Below are 18,405 nucleotides of genomic sequence, written 5' to 3'. Positions count from 1 at the left end.
CGAGCGTACGCCGGAACACGTGAACGGACGAGCGGCGTTTTCAAGCCCGTCCGGCGTTTGAGGACGAGGCCGAAGGCCGATAACCCGCGCAGGACGCCCACGTCAGGAAGAGGCCCCGCCGTCCACGACGAGGTCCGTGCCCACCACCGACGCCGCGTCGTCCGACGCGAGGTACAGCACGGCGGCCGCGATCTCGGCCGAGTCCACGACCCGGCCGAGCGGCGACTCGTTCAGCATCCGCGCAGCGCGATCCGCCTCGGTCTCGCCGGGCCGCAGCGACATGGTGGTGGCGGACGCGCCGGGGGACACGGCGTTGATGCGCACGCCGTCCTGGATGTGGTCCAGGGCGGCCGCGCGCGTCAGCGCGGACACCGCGGCCTTGGAGGCGACGTACCCGGCGATGCCCGGGCGGCGCTTGTGGGCGCCCAGGTTGGAGGCGATGTTCACGATGGCGCCGCCGCCGGTCTGGGAGCGCATCTGGCGCACCTGGGCCTGGAGGGCGAACAGCACGCCGCTGACGTTGACGTCGAGCAGTGTGCGCCAGTCGTCCTCGGAGAGCTCGGCGACGGGCGCGCCGCCCTTGAAGACGCCCGCGTTGTTCACCGCCACGTCGAGCGAGCCGAAGCGGTCGACGGCGGCCCGCACCAGGGCCTGGACCTCGGCGGCGCGCGTGACGTCGGCGACGTGCGCGAGCCCCGTGCCGCCCGCCTCCTCGATCAGCGCGACCGTCTCCTTGAGCGGGGCCTCGGAGCGCCCGGCGACGACGACGTTCGCGCCCTCGGCGGCGAGGGCGAGCGCGACGGCGCGGCCGAGTCCGGAGCCGCCGCCGGTGACGAGGGCGGTGCGGCCGGTGAAGCGGGTGCGGGGGGCGACGGTCATGGCGGACTCCTACGGCGGGACGCGGACGGGCCCGGCCCCATTCTGGACCGAGCGATCCAATACTAGGTCCCGAGCCGCGCCGCGTACACCCCCACCCGGACGTCGTCATCGTCCAGGCACTGCCCCGTCGCCAGGTCGAAGCGCTGCTTCAGCAGCGGCGAGGCCACGAACACGCGGCCGTCCGCCGAGCCGAGCAGGCCGCGCGAGAGCACGGCCGCGCCGGAGAACGGGTCGCGGTTGTCGATGGCGTACACGCGCCGGGACCGGTCGAGGAACACCGCCGCCTGCCGCCGCCCGTCGGGCAGCAGGACGGCCACCCCGCGCCCCGGCGTGAGCCGGGAGGCGGCGCACAGGGTCAGCCAGCCGCCGTCGAGCCGCAGCTGCACGCTCGCGTCGGTCGTCGTCACGCGGAGGTTCCTTCCAGGTCGGCGGCCCGGCGGGGGCCGATGGCCAGCAGCGGCAGGTCCGGCTTGATCTGCTCGCGCTCCGGTACGAAGGCCACCGTCGGGTCGGGGGCCCCGGGCGCGTTCACGAACGACACGAAGCGCGCGAGGCGTTCGGGGTCGTCGAGGGTCGCCGCCCACTCGTCGCGGTAGTGGCTCACGTGCTCGGCCATCAGCGCCTCCAGGTCGGCGCCGAGGCCCAGCGAGTCGTGGACGACGACGTCCCGCACGTGCTCGACGCCGCCCTCGATCCGCTCCAGCCACGTCGAGGTGCGCTCCAGACGGTCCGCCGTCCGGATGTAGAACATCAGGAACCGGTCGATCAGGCGCACCAGTTCGCCGTCGTCCAGGTCCTGGGCGAGCAGGTCGCCGTGGCGCGGGCTCGCGCCGCCGTTCCCGCCGACGTACAGGTTCCAGCCGCCCGACGTGGCGATCACGCCGAAGTCCTTCGACCGGGCCTCCGCGCACTCGCGCGCGCAGCCCGACACGGCCGACTTCAGCTTGTGCGGCGCGCGCAGGCCCCGGTAGCGCAGCTCCAGGCCGATGGCCATGCGCACCGAGTCCTGCACGCCGTAGCGGCACCAGGTCCAGCCGACGCAGGACTTCACCGTGCGCAGGGCCTTGCCGTACGCGTGCCCGGACTCGAAGCCCGCGTCCACGAGCCGCGCCCAGATCGGCGGGAGCTGCTCGACGCGCGCCCCGAACAGATCGATGCGCTGCCCGCCCGTGATCTTCGTGTAGAGGCCGAAGTCCCGGGCCACCTCGCCGATCACGATGAGCTTCTCCGGGCTGATCTCGCCGCCGGGCACGCGCGGCACGACCGAGTAGGAGCCGTTCTTCTGGAGGTTGGCGAGGAAGTGGTCGTTGGTGTCCTGGAGCGCCGCCTGCTCGCCGTCCAGGACGTAGCCGTCCGCGCCGATCGAGGGCGCGAGCGAGGCGATGACCGAGGCGACGGCGGGCTTGCACGTCTCGCAGCCCTCGCCGCCGCGCGCGCCGTCCCGGCCGCAGGTGTCAAGCAGCTCCGCGTACGAGGTCACACGGCGGACCCGGACGATCTCGTACAGCTCGGCGCGGGTGTGCGGGAAGCAGCCGCACAGCCCCTGGTCGCCGGAGTCCGGCAGGAGCTGCCCGATGACCTTCACGCAACTGCCGCAACCCGTACCGGCCTTGGTGCACTTCCGCGCCTCGGGCAGTGTCGCGCAGGCCTGGATCGCGGCCTTCGTGACGTTGTGGCAGGTGCAGATCACCGCGTCGCCGGGCAGCGCCTCGGGGCCGAGCGCCTTCGCCGCGCCCGCGCCCGCGGGAAGCACCAGCTGCTCGGCGGGGACCGGCGGGACCTGCCCGGTCAGCGCCCGCAGCGTGCCGTACGCCGCCGCGTCGCCGACGAGGACGCCGCCGAGCAGCTCCCCGCCCGCGCCGACGACCAGCTTCTTGTACGTGCCCGAGCGCGAGTCGGAGTAGACGACGTCGAGGCAGCCCTCGGCGGCCCCGTGCGCGTCGCCGAACGACGCGACGTCCACGCCGAGCAGCTTCAGCTTCGTCGACAGGTCGGCGCCGGTGAACGCCTGCCCCGTACCGGAGGCGATGGCCTGGGCGGCCGTGCGCGCCATCTCGTAGCCGGGCGCGACCAGGCCGTACACGCGCCCGTCCGCGGCCTGCGCGCACTCGCCGATCGCGTACACCGCGGGGTCGCCGGTGCGGCACAGGCCGTCGACGGTGATCCCGCCGCGCTCGCCCACCGGCAGGCCGCAGTCGCGGGCCAGCCGGTCGCGGGGGCGGACGCCGGCGGAGAACACCACCATCTCGGTGGCCAGCTCCGAGCCGTCGGACAGGCGCATCGCCGCCACGGCGCCCTCGTCCGACGCGACGATCTCCCGCGTGCCGACGCCCGTGTGCACGCTCAGGCCGCGCCCGGTCAGGGTGCGCAGCAGCGCGGCGCCGCCGCCCTCGTCCACCTGGGCGGGCACCAGGCGGGGCGCGAACTCCACGATGTGCGTGGCGAGTCCGAGGCCCTGGAGCGCGCCCGCCGCCTCCAGGCCGAGCAGCCCGCCGCCGACCACCGCACCCGTCGTGGCGTGCTTGGTCGCGTACTCCTCGATGGCGAGGACGTCCTCGACGGTGCGGTAGACGAAACAGCCGGTGGCGTCCCGCCCCGGCACCGGCGGCACGAACGGGTACGAGCCGGTGGCCAGCACGAGCGTGTCGTACGCGACCGTGAACCCGGAGCGCGCGGTGACCGTGCGCGCCTGCCGGTCGATCCGCTCGGCCGGGTCGTCCACGCGCAGCTCGACGCGGTGCCGGGCGAGGAACTCCGGGTCGGTGAGGGAGAGTTCGTCCGGCGTGCGGCCCTCGAAGTACGAGGTGAGCCGGACGCGGTCGTAGGCGGGGCGCGGCTCCTCGCACAGGACGACCACGCGGTGCGTGGCGGTGACCCCGCGCTCGGCCAGCTCCTCGAGGAAGCGCTGGCCGACCATGCCGTGGCCGACGAGGACAAGGGTGGGCGGCATGTCAGTGACCTCCGTCGTGGGTGAGCAGATGCAGCGGCGGGACGCCGTCGTCCGGCAGGGGTTCGTCCGCCTCCCAGGCGCGGGCGAGCGCGCCGACCGCCGCGAGATCGCCGAGCAGGACGCCGCCGACGAGCCGGTCGCCGCGCACCACGACCTTGCGGTACGTGCCGCGGGTGGCGTCCGCGAGACGCAGGACGTCGTCGTCGGGGCGGGCCTCGGGCTCCCCGAACGCGGCCACGTCCAGTGGGCGTTCGGCGTGCGGGAGCGTGAGGCGGGTCAGCGAGCGGGTGCCCGCGTAGGGCCGCGCCGACTCCGGCGCGGTCAGGGCCGCGGCCAGCGCGTCGGCCTGGTCGAGCGCGGGCGCGGCCAGGCAGGGGACGCGGCCGTCGTGCTCGGCGCAGTCGCCGACGGCGCGGACGCGGGGGTCGTCGGTGCGCAGCGCGTCGTCGACGACGACGCCCCGGCGCACGGCGAGGCCCGCGGCGCGGGCCAGCCCGACGCGGGGGCGGACGCCGCAGGCGAGGACGGTCAGCTCGGTGTCGAGCACGAACCCGTCCGCGAGCTCGACGGACGTCACGGCGTCCCCGTCGCGGCGCACGCCCCGCACCCGGCACTCCGTGTGCACCTCCACGCCGAGCCGCGTCAGGTGCTCGCGCACCAGGCCCGAGGCGGCCGGGTCGAGCTGGCGCTCCATCAGCCGGCCGCCCTGCTGGGCCAGGACGACCCGGGCGCCCCGGTCGGCGAGCGCGCGGGCCGCGCAGACGCCGAGGAGGCCGCCGCCGATGACCACGGCGCGGCAGCCGGGCGTCACGGCGGCGGAGAGCGCCAGGCAGTCGTCGAGGGTGCGGAACGCGTGCACGCCGCCGGGCAGGTCCGTGGCGCCCGGCGGGAAGAGGCCGCGCAGCGGGGGCAGGACCGGGTTCGCGCCGGTGGCGAGCACGAGGGTGCCGTACGGCACCCGGGAGCCGTCCGCGCACCGGACCACCCGCTCCGCGCGGTCGATCCGCACCGCCCGGGTGCGCAGGTGCCGGGCCGGGGCGGGCAGCGCGATCACCTCGGGGGCGAGCCGTCCCGCGAGCACGTCCGTGAGCAGGACGCGGTTGTACGGGGCGTACGGTTCCTCCCCGATCAGCAGGGCGTCCGGGCCGAGCCGCGCGGCGAGCCGGGCTCCGGCGAGCCCGGCCCCCACCACGACGGTCCGCGCGCAGTCACTGGTCATGCCCCGCAGCCTGCGGGCCGGGTGTTACCCGACGGCCACCACGGTGTTTCCCCGGGGGAACGGTGACCTCAGGCCCCGGCCCGGGGAGCTGTGAGGTGCGGGGCGGCGGTCGGCTGTGCCCACCCGTTCCGCCCCTGGGCGGACCAGCTGCCCACAGCGGGAGGGGTCGGGGAGGGCAGGGGCCGACGGCCGTGAACCGCGGGGCGGTCCCACCCACCCGCCCCCACCCGGGTCCGCGAAGGGAAACCACCGCCGCGGCAGCGGCGGAGCCACCCACTCGGCCGCGGCGCCCCGCGTCGGGGCCGGGCCGGGCGAAGCCGGGAGTCACGGGTGGGCGGGTGGGAGAATCCGCCGCGGAGCGGCGGGGAAGGACCGCCGGGCGGCGGGGAAGGGCCGCGCGGGGCGGGGCGCCCGCTACTGGCGGGAGCCCGTCAGGTGGGCGAAGACGACCACGTTGCCCTGGTAGCCCGTGCGCTTGGAGTACGCCCCGCCGCAGGTGATCACCCGCAGCTCGGCCCGCGCCGCGGCCCCGTACACCTTCTCGTCCGGGAAGGACTTCGCGTCGTACACCTCCACCGCGTCCACCGCGAAGAGCGCGACCGTGCCGTCGCGCCGCTCCACCTCGATCACCTGCCCCTTCCTGAGGGCGCCGAGGCGGTAGAAGACCGCGGGCCCGTCGGCGTTGTCGACGTGCCCGGCGACGACCGCCGTGCCGCGTTCGCCGGGCGTGGTGCCCGCCTCGTACCACCCGGCGAGGTTCGTGTGCCGCGGCGGCGGCACGTCGAGGCTGCCCTGGCGGGTCAGGCCGAGCCCCATCAGCGGCGCGTCCACGCCGATGGCGGGGACGCGGACGCGGTCGGGCGGCGAGGGCGGCAGCGGCGCGGCGGCGGACACGGAACGCGCCCCCGGCGACGCGGCCTGCGCGGCCGAGGGCTGCGGCGGCGGATGCCCGGCCGTGCCGCTGTGCAGCAGCCACGCGCCGGAGCACAGGGCGAGCGCGGTGACGGTCCCTATGAGCGCGGTCCCGGCCCTGCCGCGGCCCGCGCGCGAGCGGTCTGCCATGGCGTCCCCTCGGAGGTCGGGGCCCCTCCCCGCCGCCGCGGCCGCGAGGGACACGGCGGCCCGGCGGGGGGAGGGGACGGTGGTACCTGCGGACTGCGGAGGGTGTCCGTCAGATCCTGTCGCCTCTCGCCCGGCGATGCAGGAGCCAGGTACCGCCCGCGGCGGCGACGGCGAGAGCAGCCACGCCCGCCGCGGTCTGGGCGGGGTCGGGCCCGAGCGCGCCGCCGACCCCCGTCTTCACGTGTCCCCTGGGATGCGCGGGCACCTGCTCGCGCGCGGCCGCCGTGGAGGTGAGCGTCACCGTCAGATCGCCGGTGACCGTCCGGCCGCGGGCGGCGGACCCGGAGCAGCGGGCCACGATCTCGTACGTGCCGGGCTGCGCGGACGGCGGCACCCGGAACCGCCCGGTCGCCTCGGCCGCGCCCGTCGCGGAGGCCAGGGCGAAGGTGCCCGCCCCCACCGCGCTCGCGTCACCCGCGGCGGTGCCGTCCGCGCCGCACGCCGCCGTGCGCACCGTGACGGTGGTGCCCGGCGTCACCGGCGACGGCGCGATGCCGAGGCCGCCCGTGCCCGCCGCCGACGCGGGGCCTGCCAGCAGGCCCGCCGAGGCGACGGCGAGTGCGGCGGTGGTCGTCAGGTGGCGGGCGGTGCGCATGGGGCGTGCTCCTGTCGGGCCGCGTACGGGACACACCTCCGAGGTAACGTGCACTCCGCCCCGCACGCCTGCTGATGCCCCATCAGAAATGCCGCGCCGGTCCGTGCCCCGGCGCTTCCGCGGTCGCGTTCCAGCAGGTCACCGGCGTATCGGCGGAAAGACTCCGAAGGCGCGGCGCGGCACCTGTGAATGGGTGACCCGGCCTCAGATCACGTCGCCGGGCACGCCCTCGTACAGGTCGGCGACCGTCGCCATGAGCTGCTCGTCGACGGGGAAGTCCTGGTCGTCGACGCGCCGCACGGGGGAGACGCCCCAGGAGTTCGTGACGAAGGCGGCCCGGTACGAGGGCAGGTCCCGCAGGAACACCGGACCCCGCCGGGTGGGCAGCCCGGCGTCCGCGAGCCGGGGTTCGAGCAGCCCCATGGTGATGCCGCGCAGGTGCGGCGCCTCGGGCCAGACGACCTCGCGCCCGTCGAAGAAGGCCACGTTCGTCACCGCGCCCTCGCTGACCGCGCCGTCCGGGCCGGTGAGCAGTGCCTCGTCGTAGCCGAGCCGCTCCGCCTCGCGCCGGTGGTACGTCTGCCCGAAGCCGCCCAGGTGCTTGAGGTGCGCGACGGGCCGTACGTACGGGACGGACTTCAGGGACTGCGCCCGCTCGGCCATGGTCGCGGGCAGCTCGACGGGCGGGCGGACGGTGACCATCAGGGAGGGCTCGCCGTCCGGGGCGTGCACGTAGACGCGCACGGCGGCGTTCTGGAGCACCCCGCTGCCCGTCCCGCCGCCCGCCCCGCCGTTCGCGGAGCCGTCCCCGGCGAGCGCGTGCCGGATCGCCGCGCGGACCCGGTCGCCGTCGAGACCCTGGTCGAAGAGCTCGCGGCTCGCCGCGTCGAGCCGCTCCAGGTGGAGGGAGAGGCCGCGTACCGTACCGCCCCTGACCTGCATCGCGGTGAAGTGCCCGAAGCCGTCGAGGGCGCGGGCGCGCAGCTGCTCGGCGGTGGCCGGGGCCCCGTCGATCTCCAGGCGGTCGGGGGCGGCGGGGTTCGATGTCGTCATGGGGACCACCGTACGGACGCGGGCACCGGCGCGGACGGGCGGGCGGCGCCCCCGGCGTGGAGGGGCGGATGGCGCCCCGGCCCCCGTGCCCGGCGCGGCCCCCGGTCAGTCCTCGATCAGACGGCGCGGTCCCGGCCCGTGCGCGGCCAGCTCGTCCCACGGGTTGGACAGGGCGCACTTGTCGAGCGAGAGGCAGCCGCAGCCGATGCAGTCCGTGAGGTTGTCGCGCAGCCGCCGCAGGGTGCGGATGCGCCGGTCGAGGTCCTCCCGCCAGCACTCGGATATCCGGGCCCAGTCCTCGCGGGTCGGCGTGCGGTCCTCCGGCAGCAGGGCGAGCACCTCGCGGATCGTGGCCAGCGGGATGCCGAGCCGCTGCGAGGTGCGGATGAAGGCGACGCGGCGCAGCGTGTCCCGGCTGTAGCGGCGCTGGTTGCCGGTGGTGCGGCGGCTGTTGATGAGCCCCTCCCGCTCGTAGAAGCGCAAGGCGGAGGGTGCCACTCCGCTGCGCTCGGCGAGCTCGCCGACGGTGGCTTCCCTGGCGTCCGGTGCGAGGTGCGAGGTCATGCCGACAGATTAGCCACGGAAGCCGCTTGACCTGAACCAAGGTTTAACTAAGAGGCTTGCCGCATGAACACCACCACCGACGTCTCCCCGTCCCCCGCCGCCGCCCTGTCCGCCACGGCCGCGAAGCCCGTGAAGGTCGCCGTCGTCGTCGGCAGCAACCGCGAGGGCCGCTTCGGCCCGGTCGTCGCCGAGTGGCTGCTGCGCCACGTGCGCGCGCACCAGGGCTTCGAGGTCGACGTCGTCGACCTCGCCGAGGTCGACCTGCCGACCTCCCTCTCGCACCGGCCGGACGCCGCGACCCGCGCCGAACTCGCCAAGGTCTCCCCGAAGCTGGCCGCCGCCGACGCCTTCGTCGTCCTCACCCCCGAGTACAACCACTCCTACCCCGCGTCCCTGAAGAGCCTGATCGACTGGCACCACCCGGAGTGGCAGGCCAAGCCCATCGCGTTCGTCTCCTACGGCGGGCTCTCCGGCGGCCTGCGCTCGGTCGAGCACCTGCGCCCGGTCTTCGCCGAGCTGCACGCCGTCACCATCCGCGACACCGTCTCCTTCCACAACGCGGGCGCCCTCTTCGACGACGAGGGCAACCACAAGGAGCCCGCGGCCGCCGACGCCGCCGCGAAGGCGATGCTGGACCAGCTCGCGTGGTGGGCGTGGGCGCTGCGCGCGGCCAAGGAGGTCCGGCCGTACGGGAGCTGACCCCGTCCGCCCCGCTCACGCCTCCGGCAGCCGGACGACCGCGACCGCGCCGCCGTCCGGCGCGTTGGCCAGCTCCACCCGGGCCCCGACGACCGCGGCCTGGCCGAGCGCGATGGTCAGGCCGAGCCCGGTGCCCTGGCCGCGCTCACGGGCGCCGGTCTCGAACCGCTGCGGGCCCTCGCGCAGCAGGTGCTCGGGGAAGCCGGGCCCGTGGTCGCGCACGGTCACCACGGCCCCGTCGACGCTGAGCTCGACGGGGTCGCCGCCGTGCCGCCGTGCGTTGCCGACGAGGTTCGCCAGGATCCTCTCCAGGCGGCGCGCGTCGGTCCGCACCAGCCGCTCCCCGGCACTGGCGAACCGTACGCCGCGGTCCGTGGACTGCCCCGCGAAGAGCCCCCGTTGGGCCATCCCCCCGACGAGCGCGCCGAGCGGGTGCACGTCCAGGTCGGGCCGCTCCACGTCCGCGTCGAGCCGCGCCACCTCCAGGAGGTCCTCCGTCAGCGCGCGCAGCGCGCACACCCGGTCGCGCACCAGCTCCGTGGGGCGGCTCGGCGGAAGCAGCTCGGCGGCGGTGTGCAGCCCGGTCAGCGGGGTGCGCAGCTCGTGCGCCACGTCCGCGGTGAACCGCTGCTCGGCCTCCAGGCGCCGCTGGAGCGTCGCGGCCATGGTGTCGACGGCCGTCGCCAGGTCGGCGACCTCGTTCCTGCCGTGCCGGAAGCCGGGCGGCAGCGGATGGCCGATGCGGGCGTCCAGATCGCCCTGGCTGATGCGGCGGGCGATGGCGGCCGCGGCCCGCAGATCCCGGCTGAGCCTGCTGGCGAGCGCGGCGCCCCCGAGCGCGGCGAGCGCCACGACCACGGCGCCGGACACCAGGAGCTGCCGGTCGAACTCGGCCATCTCGTCGGCCTGTTCGCGCAGCGGCAGCCGCACGGACAGGACCCGGTCGCCGACCGGGCGCGCCGCCCACACCGACGGGTCGCCCGACTCCATGTCGAGGTACGTGCCGCGCCGCCCGGCGAGCGCCGCCGCGCGCAGCGGCTCCGGCAGGCCCGGCGCGTCGAGGGCGGCGCGCGTGCCGTCCCGGGTGCCGTCCTGGTCGACCTGGCCCGTCAGCTCGTACAGCTGCCGCACCCGCACCAGCTGCGCGGTCGCCCCGGAGCGCGCGCTCGCGCCGACCTGGTCGAGCCGCGCCTGGTGGATGAGGAGCCCGATCGCCACGGCCACGACCGCGCAGCCCGCGGCGAGCAGCGCGGCGATCTTCCACCGCAGGCCGAGCGTGTTGAGCGCGCCGAGCACGCGGCGCGGGGCCCGCACGAGCCACCGCGCGCGGGCGCGGCCCTCGGCGGGGGCGCCACCCTGCTCGGGGACGCTGCCCTGCTCGGCGGCGCCGCTCTCGGCGGCGCCGCCGCCCTTGTCGAAGGCGCGACCGTCCATGCCGCTGACCTGTCCGGGCGTCACGGGCGGGTTCCCGGGCGGGCGGAGGGCGTGGGCGGTGGCGTGGACGACGGCCTGGCTGACGGGGAGGCAGCCCCACCGTGGCCGGGGGAGCGGTCCGGCTTCCGGTAGCTCTTGGTGTCGCTGACCGTCGACATCCGCTTGCCGTCCCAGTGGTAGCGCACGGCCTGCTCGCCGCCGTCGGCGCACGGGCTGCGCACCAGCAGATCGGTGCCGAGCACCTCCACGGCGATCCGCTTGCCCGCGGTGAACAGCACCGGGTAGACCTTGCCGCCGCGCTCGGCGTAGACGACGACCGCGCTGCGCCCGCTCTCCAGGTCGATCGCGAGCAGCAGCTCGGGCCTGCCGTCCCCCGACAGGTCCACGAGCACCGGCGGCCGGATCCCGGACCGCCCCGGCTTCTCGATCATCGGCCGGTCCGCGAACGTCCTGAGGCGCGGGTCCGCGCGCAGCAGCTCGCGCACGTCGAGCTTGGCGAGCCCGCCGGGCCCGAGCGCGCCGAGGCCGTCGAGCGGCTCGGGCGGCGGCAGCTTCGTCGCGGTCTCGGCGCCCGGCGCCGACGGCGTCGTACCCGACCAGCCGGGCCACAGCGGCTTCGGGCTCGGCTGCACCGACACCGGCGGCGCGGGCTCGGACGCGTCGAGGCCGCCCGTCGACCCGCAGGCGCAGAGCACGACGACGGTCAGGACGGCCAGGGGCACGCCCAGGAGGAGGCGGAGACGCAGAGTCATGACGGGACCGATGGACGACGGCGGCTGAACGGCGGCCGGCCCGAGGGAAGCACCGGGAGTGCGGCACGGGACCGGCCACCTGAGGTCGACGCTAGGAAGGACGCATCACGGAAACCGGGAGGTTGTGTAACAGTCGCCCCCAAAGGTGGGAAAACCTCCGGCTCGGGACCTTCGGCCAGGCCGGTAGCCTCCCCAGCGCACCGGACTCTCCCCGCGCGCGGGGCCTTCCCGTACGAAAGGAACACACGCCGTGACGGAACCGAGCACGCCCGCCTTCCTGCTGGTCCTGACCACCACGGACACCGCCGACAAGGCGGACACCCTGGCGCGCGCCGCGGTCGAGGCCCGCCTCGCCGCCTGCGCCCAGATCAACGGCCCCGTCACCTCCGTCTACCGCTGGGAGGGCGCCGTGGAGACGGCCCGCGAGTGGCAGGTTTTCCTGAAGACGACGCAGGAGCGGTACGCCGCCCTGGAGGCCTGGCTGCTCCAGACCCACGACTACGAGACGCCGGAGATCATCGCCACCCCCGTGACCCGGGGCAGCGCGGCCTATCTGGGCTGGCTCGCGGCGGAGACCGCCGAGTGACCGAGCGGCTGCCGTTCTTCGTGTACGGAACGCTGCGCCCGGGCGAGCGCAACCACGCCTTCCTGGCCGGACGCGTCCTGGCCCGCGCGCCCGCCCTGCTCCCCGACGCCGTCCTCTACGCCGGACCCGGCTACCCGTACGCGGTCCGGGCCCCCGGCGCGGGCCCCGTCCACGGCGACCTCGTGACCGCGCGCCCCGAGACGTACGGGCGGCTGCTCGCCGACCTCGACCACCTGGAGGAGTACGTCCCCGGCGACCCCCGCAGCCTCTACCTCCGCGAGGCCCTCGCCGTCGTCCGCGAGGACGGCACCACGGCGCGGGCCTGGGTGTACGTGGCGGCCCCGCCCCTGGCGGCACGCCTGCGGGCCACGGCGGAGCCGCTGCGCGGCGGCTCCTGGGTCACCCCGGTCCCGCCGGCGCCTCCAGGCGGACCGCGCACACCTTGAACTCCGGCATCCGCGACACCGGGTCGAGCGCGGGGTGGGTCAGGACGTTGGCCCGTCCCTCGCCGGGCCAGTGGAACGGCATGAACACCGTGTCGGGCCGGATGTCCGGCGTGACCCGCGCGGGCGCGGTGGCCCGGCCGCGCCGCGACACCACAACGACCGGCTCCCCGTCGGCCACCCCGACCCGCGCCGCGAGCCGCGGATGGAGCTCCACGAAGGGCCCCGGCGCGGCGGCGTTCAGCTCGGCCACGCGCCGCGTCTGCGCCCCCGACTGGTACTGGGCGAGCACCCGCCCCGTGGTGAGGACCACGGGGTACTCCGCGTCCGGCTCCTCGGCGGCCTCCCGGTGCGCCACCGCCACGAACCGGGCCCGCCCGTCCCCGGTGGCGAACCGCTCCAGGAACAGCCGGGGCGTCCCGGTGTGCGCCGCCCCCGCGTCCGCGGTCTCCGGGCAGGGCCAGAACACCCCCTCGCCGTCGCCCTCCGCGAGGCGTTCGTACGTGATGCCCGCGTAGTCCGCGGGGCCGCCCGCGCCGGCTCGCCGCAGCTCGTCGAAGACCTCCTCCGGGTCGGCGGGGAATCCCTTCCCGTGACCGAGCAGGGCAGCGAGTCCGTGCAGGACGTCGAGGTCGGTCCGCACCCCGGGCGGGGGGTCCACCGCCTTGCGGCGCAGCAGCACCCGGCCCTCCAGGTTCGTCACCGTGCCCGTCTCCTCGGCCCACTGCGTCACCGGCAGGACGACGTCGGCGAGCGCGGCGGTCTCCGAGAGCACCACGTCCGCGACCGCCAGGAAGTCCAGGGACCCGATCCGCTCCTCCACGTGCGCGGCCCGGGGCGCCGACACCACCGGATTGGAGCCCATGAGCAGCAGCGCCCGCACGTCCCCGCCGAGCGCGTCGAGGAGTTCGTACGCCGAACGCCCGGGCCCCGGCAGGGAGTCCGGGTCCACGCCCCACACCGCCGCCACGTGCGCCCGCGCCGCGGGGTCCGTCAGCTTGCGGTAGCCCGGCAGCTGGTCGGCCTTCTGGCCGTGCTCACGGCCGCCCTGCCCGTTGCCCTGCCCGGTCAGACAGCCGTACCCGGACAGCGGCCGTCCGGGCCTGCCCGTCGCCAGGCACAGATTGATCCACGCGGTCACCGTGTCCGTGCCCTTCGCCTGCTGCTCGGGGCCGCGCGCGGTGAGCACCATGGCGTGCTCGGCCGCGCAGAACCGCCGTACGGCCTCCCGCAGCCGGGGCACCGGCACGCCCGTGATCCGCTCCACGTGCTCCGGCCAGTGCGCCATCGCCGCCGCCCGCGCCCCGGCCCAGCCGCTGGTGCGCGCGGCCACGTACTCCTCGTCGACGTGGCCCTCGGTCACCACCAGGTGCAGCAGGCCGAGGGCGAGCGCCAGATCCGTGCCGGGGCGCGGCGCCAGATGCAGATCGGCCTGCTCGGCGGTGCGGGTGCGGCGCGGGTCGACGACGACCAGCGTGCCGCCGTTGTTCCTCATCTCCGTCAGGTAGCGCAGCGCGGGCGGCATCGTCTCCGCCAGGTTCGAGCCGACGAGCAGCACGCACCCGGTGCGGGCCACGTCCGCCAGCGGGAAAGGCAGCCCCCGGTCGAGGCCGAACGCCCGCTGCCCCGCCGCCGCTGCGGACGACATGCAGAACCGCCCGTTGTAGTCGATCTGCGAGGTCCCGAGCACCACCCGCGCGAACTTGCCGAGCGCGTACGCCTTCTCGTTGGTGAGCCCGCCCCCGCCGAACACCCCGCACGCGTCCGCGCCGTGCGCCGCGCGCGTCCGGGCGAGCCCCTCGGCCACGCGGTCCAGGGCCTCCTCCCAGGTGGCCGGTACGAGCCCGCCCGTGGCGTGGGACCGGACGAGGGGCTCGGTCAGACGCACCCGGGAGGAGAGCACCTCGGGTGCCGTACGGCCCTTGCCGCACAGCGCGCCCCCGTTGACGGGGAACGCGGGCCGCTCCACGACCTTCACGCCGCCGCCCTCCCGCGCGAGCCCCATGCCGCACTGGAGCGCGCAGTACGGACAGTGGGTGGGCGTGACGGCACCGGACACGGCGCCCTGAACGGGAGGGGAGAGCTGCATGCCCGCCACCTTCCCCCGCGCGTGTTTCCCGCCCGCCCCCGGCGGGTTACGCCTCCGGTACGGGGGCCTCTACGAGGCGCTGGGGCGTTTGTGAGGACGCGGACGGAGAGCGCGGAGCGTCGGGGCCGGGCGGGCGAAGCCGGGGCGTTACGGGTGGGTGGGTGGGGAGATTCCCGCCGCGGTAGCGGCGGGCACGGGCGGGGCACCACCGGCAGCGCGGAGCGCCGGGGCCGGGCGACCGAAGCCGGGGAGCCACGGGTGGGCGGGCGGGAAGGCCCGGCGCAGGGCGCCCCCGCCAGAAACCGCCCCGCAACAGCAAGGCAACGCGCCCCCGCCACCCTCACCCCATGACACCGCCCCACCCCACCGAGAGCCAGGCCCCGGCCCTGCTGGCCGTGGCGCACGGCAGCCGCGACCCCCGCGCCCTGGCAACCGCCACCGCGCTGCTCGCGGCGGCCCGCGCCCACCGCCCCGGCCTGGACGTCCGCCTCACCCACATCGAGCTCACCCGCCCCCTGCTGAGCGACACCCTGCACGCCCTGGGGGCCAGGCCCGCCGTCCTCGTACCGCTCCTGCTCAGCAACGGCCACCACGCCCGCCACGACATCCCCGCCGCGGCCTCCGCGCACCCGCACACCCGCGTGGCCGCCCCGCTGGGCCCGCACCCGCTGCTCACGGAGGTCCTGCACGCCCGGCTCCTGGAGGCGGGCTGGCCCACGGCCACCGCGGCCACCGCGGGCCACGGCGTCGTCCTCGCCGCCGCGGGCTCCCGCGACCCCGCGTACGCCGCCGACACGCGCCGCGCCGCCGCCCTGCTCGCCCGCCGCCTCGGCGTGCCCGTCGTCCCCGGCTACGCCGCGCCCACCCCCGCGACCCCCACCGGCGTGCCCGCCGCCGTGCGCGCCCTCACCGCCGCCGGGGTCCGCCGCGCCGCCGTCGCCTCGTACTTCACCGCGCCCGGCCGCTTCGCCACCGAGGCCGCCGCCGCCACGCCGTGGCTCGCCGCCGCCCCGCTCGGCGCGCACCCGGCCCTCGCCGCGCTCCTGTTGCACCGCTACGACCAGGCGCGTTCCGCAGGCCGCGCCCCGGCGCCGCCGCCGTGCCCGGCGCCCGCCTGACGGGGCCGCGGCACGCCCCGCCGACGCCTGCGTCTACTGTCGGGGCATGGCAGGCACCGCACCGCACGCCCGGACCGAGCACACGGCGGACCCCTCCGCCTACGACGAAGCCGCCGCCGAGCGCTGGGCCGCCGAGCCCGACAAACGGCCGGGGCGCACCGCCTTCCAGCGGGACCGCGCGCGCGTCCTGCACTCCGCGGCGCTGCGCCGCCTCGCCGGCAAGACCCAGGTCGTCACGCCCGGCACCCTTCCCCAGGTCCGCGGCTTCGCCCGCGCGGGAGAGACCCCCTCCCAGGCCTGGGACGCCAGCGCCCGCACCCGCCTCACCCACTCCCTGGAGTGCGCCCAGGTCGGCCGCGAGCTGGGCGCCGCCCTCGGCTGCGACCCGGACCTGGTGGAGACCGCCTGCCTCTCCCACGACCTCGGCCACCCGCCCTTCGGGCACAACGGCGAACAGGCGCTGAACGACCTGGCCCAGGACTGCGGCGGCTTCGAGGGCAACGCCCAGTCCCTGCGCCTGCTCACCCGCATCGAGCCCAAGCGCTTCGTCCTCAGCGCCGACACCGGCGACCTGGTCAGCGTCGGGCTCAACCTCACCCGCGCCGCTCTCGACGCCGCCACCAAGTACCCCTGGCCGCGCGGCGCCCACCCCACCGAGCCGGACTCCGTGAAGTTCGGCGTCTACGACGACGACCGGCCCGTCTTCGACTGGGTCCGCAAGGACGCCCCCGGCCACCGCACCTGCTTCGAGGCGCAGATCATGGACTGGTCGGACGACGTCGCGTACTCGGTGCACGACGTGGAGGACGGCCTGCACGCGGGCCACATCGACCCGAAGGCGCTGCGCGCCGAGCCCGAGCGCCGGGACGTGTACGCGGTCGCCATCGGCCGCTACGTCCCCGCGGACACCGACCCCGAAGAGCTCGCCGCGGCCCTCGACCGCCTCCAGGACCAGGAGTGGTGGCCGCACGGCTACGACGGGTCCGCCGTCGCCCAGGCCCGGCTCAAGGACGCCACCAGCCAGCTCATCGGCCGCTTCTGCCTCGCCGCGGAGACCGCGACCCGCGCGCGGTACGGCACGGGCCCCCTCACGCGCTACGCCGCCGAGCTCGTCGTCCCGCGCGAGGCGCGCCTGGAGTGCGCGGTCCTCAAGGCCGTCGCCGACCGCTATGTGATGCAGCGCCCCGCCCAGACCCGGCTCCGCGCCGACCAGCGCGTCTGCGTCGCCGAGCTCGCCGACGCGCTCACCGCGCGCGCCCCCGAGGGCCTCGACCCCCAGTTCCGCGCCCTGTACGACGCCGCGCCCGACGACCGCGCCGCCAAGCGCGTGGTCATCGACCAGATCGCGTCGCTCACGGACGCCGCCGCCCGTTCCCTGCACGCGCGGCTCACCGGATCGTCCCGGAATGCGCACAGTGGTGAGTGACCGGGGAGGTGACCACAGGATGTGACGGAAAGTGGCCGGATTGGGGTACAGCCCCTTCCGCCCTCACGCTGCGTGCGGGACTCTCCCAGTGGACTTAAAGGTTTCGAGGAGGCATCAAGTGGTCGACGCGGATCAGACGTTCGTCATCGTCGGAGGAGGTCTCGCGGGTGCGAAAGCGGCGGAGACGCTCCGCGCCGAGGGCTTCACCGGCCGGGTGATCCTCATCGGGGACGAGCGCGACCACCCGTACGAACGCCCACCGCTCTCGAAGGGATACCTCCTCGGCAAGGAGGAGCGCGACAGCGTCTTCGTCCACGAGCCCGCGTGGTACGCGCAGGCGGACGTCGAGCTGCACCTCGGCCAGACCGTCGTCGCCATAGACCGTGCCGCGCACACCGTCCGGCTCGGCGACGGCACCGTCATCCGTTACGACAAGCTGCTTCTGGCCACCGGCGCCGAGCCCCGCCGTCTCGACGTGCCGGGCACCGGGCTCGCGGGCGTGCACCACCTGCGCCGCCTCGCCCACGCCGACCGGCTCCGCCACGTCCTGGCCGCCCTCGGCCGCGACAACGGCCACCTGGTGATCGCGGGCGCGGGCTGGATCGGCCTCGAAGTCGCCGCGGCGGCACGGGAGTACGGCGCGGAGGTCACCGTCGTCGAGCCCGAGCCGACCCCGCTGCACTCAGTCCTCGGCCCCGAGGTCGGCCAGATGTTCGCCGACCTGCACGCCGAGCACGGCGTCCGCTTCCACTTCGGGGCCCGCCTCACCGAGATCACCGGGCAGGACGGCATGGTCCTCGCCGCCCGCACGGACGACGGCGAGGAGCACCCGGCCCACGACGTGCTCGCCGCGATCGGCGCCGCCCCGCGCACCGCCCTCGCGGAGTCCGCGGGCCTCGCCCTCGTCGACCGCGCGGACGGCGGCGGCATCGCCGTGGACCTCAGCCTGCGCACCTCCGACCCGGACGTCTACGCCGCCGGGGACGTGGCCGCCGTCCGCCACCCGCTCTTCGGCACCCGCCTGCGCGTCGAGCACTGGGCCAACGCCCTCAACGGCGGCCCGGCCGCCGCCCGCGCCATGCTCGGCAAGGAGGTCACCTACGACCGCGTGCCGTACTTCTTCTCCGACCAGTACGACGTCGGCCTGGAGTACTCGGGCTGGGCGCCCCCGGGCACGTACGACCAGGTGGTGATCCGCGGTGACGCGGGCAAGCGCGAGTTCATCGCCTTCTGGCTGAGCGAGGGGCAGGTCCTCGCCGGGATGAACGTCAATGTGTGGGACGTCACGGAGACCGTCCAGAAACTCATCAGGTCCGGCACCCGCCCCGACCCCGACGCCCTGGCGGACCCGTCCCGCCCCTTGACGACCCTGCTCGCCTGACAGCCGAACGCCGGAGGGGCTGGATCTTCCAGCCCCTCCGGCGTTTGAGGAGCGGGGGTCCGGGGGGCGGAGCCCCCGGAATCGGGAAGGGGCGG

The 18,405-nt window shown here is 76.1% G+C and carries 17 protein-coding genes; 6 read left to right on the top strand and 11 right to left on the bottom strand.

Going from position 1 to position 18,405, the window contains the following annotated elements:
- Nucleotides 1–102 precede the first annotated feature (102 nt).
- The 8 genes from C9F11_RS14005 to soxR all read right to left on the bottom strand — a co-directional run bounded on the left by C9F11_RS14005 (nucleotide 103) and on the right by soxR (nucleotide 8,382).
- Nucleotides 103–879, bottom strand: coding sequence for a glucose 1-dehydrogenase (locus C9F11_RS14005; RefSeq protein ID WP_138959611.1), 777 nt, complete (start codon nucleotides 877–879; stop codon nucleotides 103–105).
- A gap of 62 nt (nucleotides 880–941) precedes the next feature.
- Nucleotides 942–1,286: a nitrite reductase small subunit NirD gene (gene nirD, locus C9F11_RS14000; protein ID WP_138959610.1), complete on the bottom strand. Its 345-nt coding sequence runs from the start codon at nucleotides 1,284–1,286 to the stop codon at nucleotides 942–944.
- Nucleotides 1,283–3,829, bottom strand: a complete 2,547-nt coding sequence (nirB, locus tag C9F11_RS13995) for a nitrite reductase large subunit NirB (protein WP_138959609.1) — start codon at nucleotides 3,827–3,829, stop codon at nucleotides 1,283–1,285. Before nirB ends, nirD begins: the two co-directional genes overlap by 4 nt.
- Before the next feature lies 1 nt (nucleotide 3,830).
- On the bottom strand, nucleotides 3,831–5,048 hold the full coding sequence (locus C9F11_RS13990) for an FAD-dependent oxidoreductase (protein ID WP_138959608.1): 1,218 nt from the start codon (nucleotides 5,046–5,048) through the stop codon (nucleotides 3,831–3,833).
- 414 nt (nucleotides 5,049–5,462) lie between these two features.
- Entirely contained in the window at nucleotides 5,463–6,110 is a 648-nt protein-coding gene (locus tag C9F11_RS13985; RefSeq protein WP_138959607.1) for a class F sortase, read from the bottom strand.
- A 109-nt stretch (nucleotides 6,111–6,219) separates the two neighbouring features.
- Nucleotides 6,220–6,765, bottom strand: a complete 546-nt coding sequence (locus C9F11_RS13980; protein ID WP_138959606.1) for a hypothetical protein — start codon at nucleotides 6,763–6,765, stop codon at nucleotides 6,220–6,222.
- A 204-nt stretch (nucleotides 6,766–6,969) separates the two neighbouring features.
- Nucleotides 6,970–7,818 (bottom strand): aminotransferase class IV, encoded by an 849-nt coding sequence (locus C9F11_RS13975; protein WP_138959605.1) that lies wholly within the window; start codon nucleotides 7,816–7,818, stop codon nucleotides 6,970–6,972.
- Nucleotides 7,819–7,923: 105 nt separating this feature from the next.
- A complete protein-coding gene (gene soxR / locus C9F11_RS13970) occupies nucleotides 7,924–8,382 on the bottom strand; it encodes a redox-sensitive transcriptional activator SoxR (protein ID WP_138959604.1) in 459 nt (152 codons plus the stop codon).
- A gap of 63 nt (nucleotides 8,383–8,445) precedes the next feature.
- Here soxR and C9F11_RS13965 point away from each other — a divergent pair, with 63 nt between their 5' ends.
- The gene (locus C9F11_RS13965) at nucleotides 8,446–9,081 is read left to right on the top strand and encodes an NAD(P)H-dependent oxidoreductase (protein ID WP_138959603.1); all 636 of its coding nucleotides are present in this window, start codon (nucleotides 8,446–8,448) and stop codon (nucleotides 9,079–9,081) included.
- Between the two features lie 15 nt (nucleotides 9,082–9,096).
- Here C9F11_RS13965 and C9F11_RS13960 read toward each other — a convergent pair whose 3' ends face one another.
- Both C9F11_RS13960 and C9F11_RS13955 read right to left on the bottom strand, forming a co-directional pair.
- Nucleotides 9,097–10,539 carry a HAMP domain-containing sensor histidine kinase gene (locus tag C9F11_RS13960; protein WP_249401725.1) on the bottom strand — a complete coding sequence of 481 codons (1,443 nt, stop codon included), beginning with the start codon at nucleotides 10,537–10,539 and terminating at the stop codon, nucleotides 9,097–9,099.
- Nucleotides 10,536–11,267 carry a hypothetical protein gene (locus tag C9F11_RS13955; protein WP_212767816.1) on the bottom strand — a complete coding sequence of 244 codons (732 nt, stop codon included), beginning with the start codon at nucleotides 11,265–11,267 and terminating at the stop codon, nucleotides 10,536–10,538. Before C9F11_RS13955 ends, C9F11_RS13960 begins: the two co-directional genes overlap by 4 nt.
- Nucleotides 11,268–11,517: 250 nt before the next feature.
- Here C9F11_RS13955 and cutA point away from each other — a divergent pair, with 250 nt between their 5' ends.
- A complete protein-coding gene (cutA, locus tag C9F11_RS13950) occupies nucleotides 11,518–11,853 on the top strand; it encodes a divalent-cation tolerance protein CutA (RefSeq protein WP_138959602.1) in 336 nt (111 codons plus the stop codon).
- Nucleotides 11,850–12,299 carry a gamma-glutamylcyclotransferase family protein gene (locus C9F11_RS13945; protein ID WP_138959601.1) on the top strand — a complete coding sequence of 150 codons (450 nt, stop codon included), beginning with the start codon at nucleotides 11,850–11,852 and terminating at the stop codon, nucleotides 12,297–12,299. Before cutA ends, C9F11_RS13945 begins: the two co-directional genes overlap by 4 nt.
- Here C9F11_RS13945 and C9F11_RS13940 read toward each other — a convergent pair.
- Nucleotides 12,253–14,385 (bottom strand): molybdopterin oxidoreductase family protein, encoded by a 2,133-nt coding sequence (locus tag C9F11_RS13940; protein ID WP_171075733.1) that lies wholly within the window; start codon nucleotides 14,383–14,385, stop codon nucleotides 12,253–12,255. The genes C9F11_RS13945 and C9F11_RS13940 overlap by 47 nt on opposite strands.
- A gap of 347 nt (nucleotides 14,386–14,732) precedes the next feature.
- On the opposite strand from C9F11_RS13940, the gene C9F11_RS13935 reads away from it, so the two are divergent.
- From C9F11_RS13935 to C9F11_RS13925, 3 genes are all read left to right on the top strand, one after another.
- Nucleotides 14,733–15,503, top strand: a complete 771-nt coding sequence (locus C9F11_RS13935; RefSeq protein WP_138959600.1) for a CbiX/SirB N-terminal domain-containing protein — start codon at nucleotides 14,733–14,735, stop codon at nucleotides 15,501–15,503.
- Nucleotides 15,504–15,549: 46 nt separating this feature from the next.
- Nucleotides 15,550–16,929, top strand: a complete 1,380-nt coding sequence (locus C9F11_RS13930) for a deoxyguanosinetriphosphate triphosphohydrolase (RefSeq protein WP_138959599.1) — start codon at nucleotides 15,550–15,552, stop codon at nucleotides 16,927–16,929.
- 118 nt (nucleotides 16,930–17,047) lie between these two features.
- Complete coding sequence (locus C9F11_RS13925) at nucleotides 17,048–18,310, top strand: FAD-dependent oxidoreductase (RefSeq protein WP_138959598.1); 1,263 nt, start codon at nucleotides 17,048–17,050, stop codon at nucleotides 18,308–18,310.
- Nucleotides 18,311–18,405: the final 95 nt, after the last annotated feature.

Source organism: Streptomyces sp. YIM 121038, assembly GCF_006088715.1.
Taxonomy (GTDB): domain Bacteria; phylum Actinomycetota; class Actinomycetes; order Streptomycetales; family Streptomycetaceae; genus Streptomyces.
Note: the sequence above shows the minus strand (reverse complement) of the source record. Positions and strands in the feature narration are given on the sequence as shown.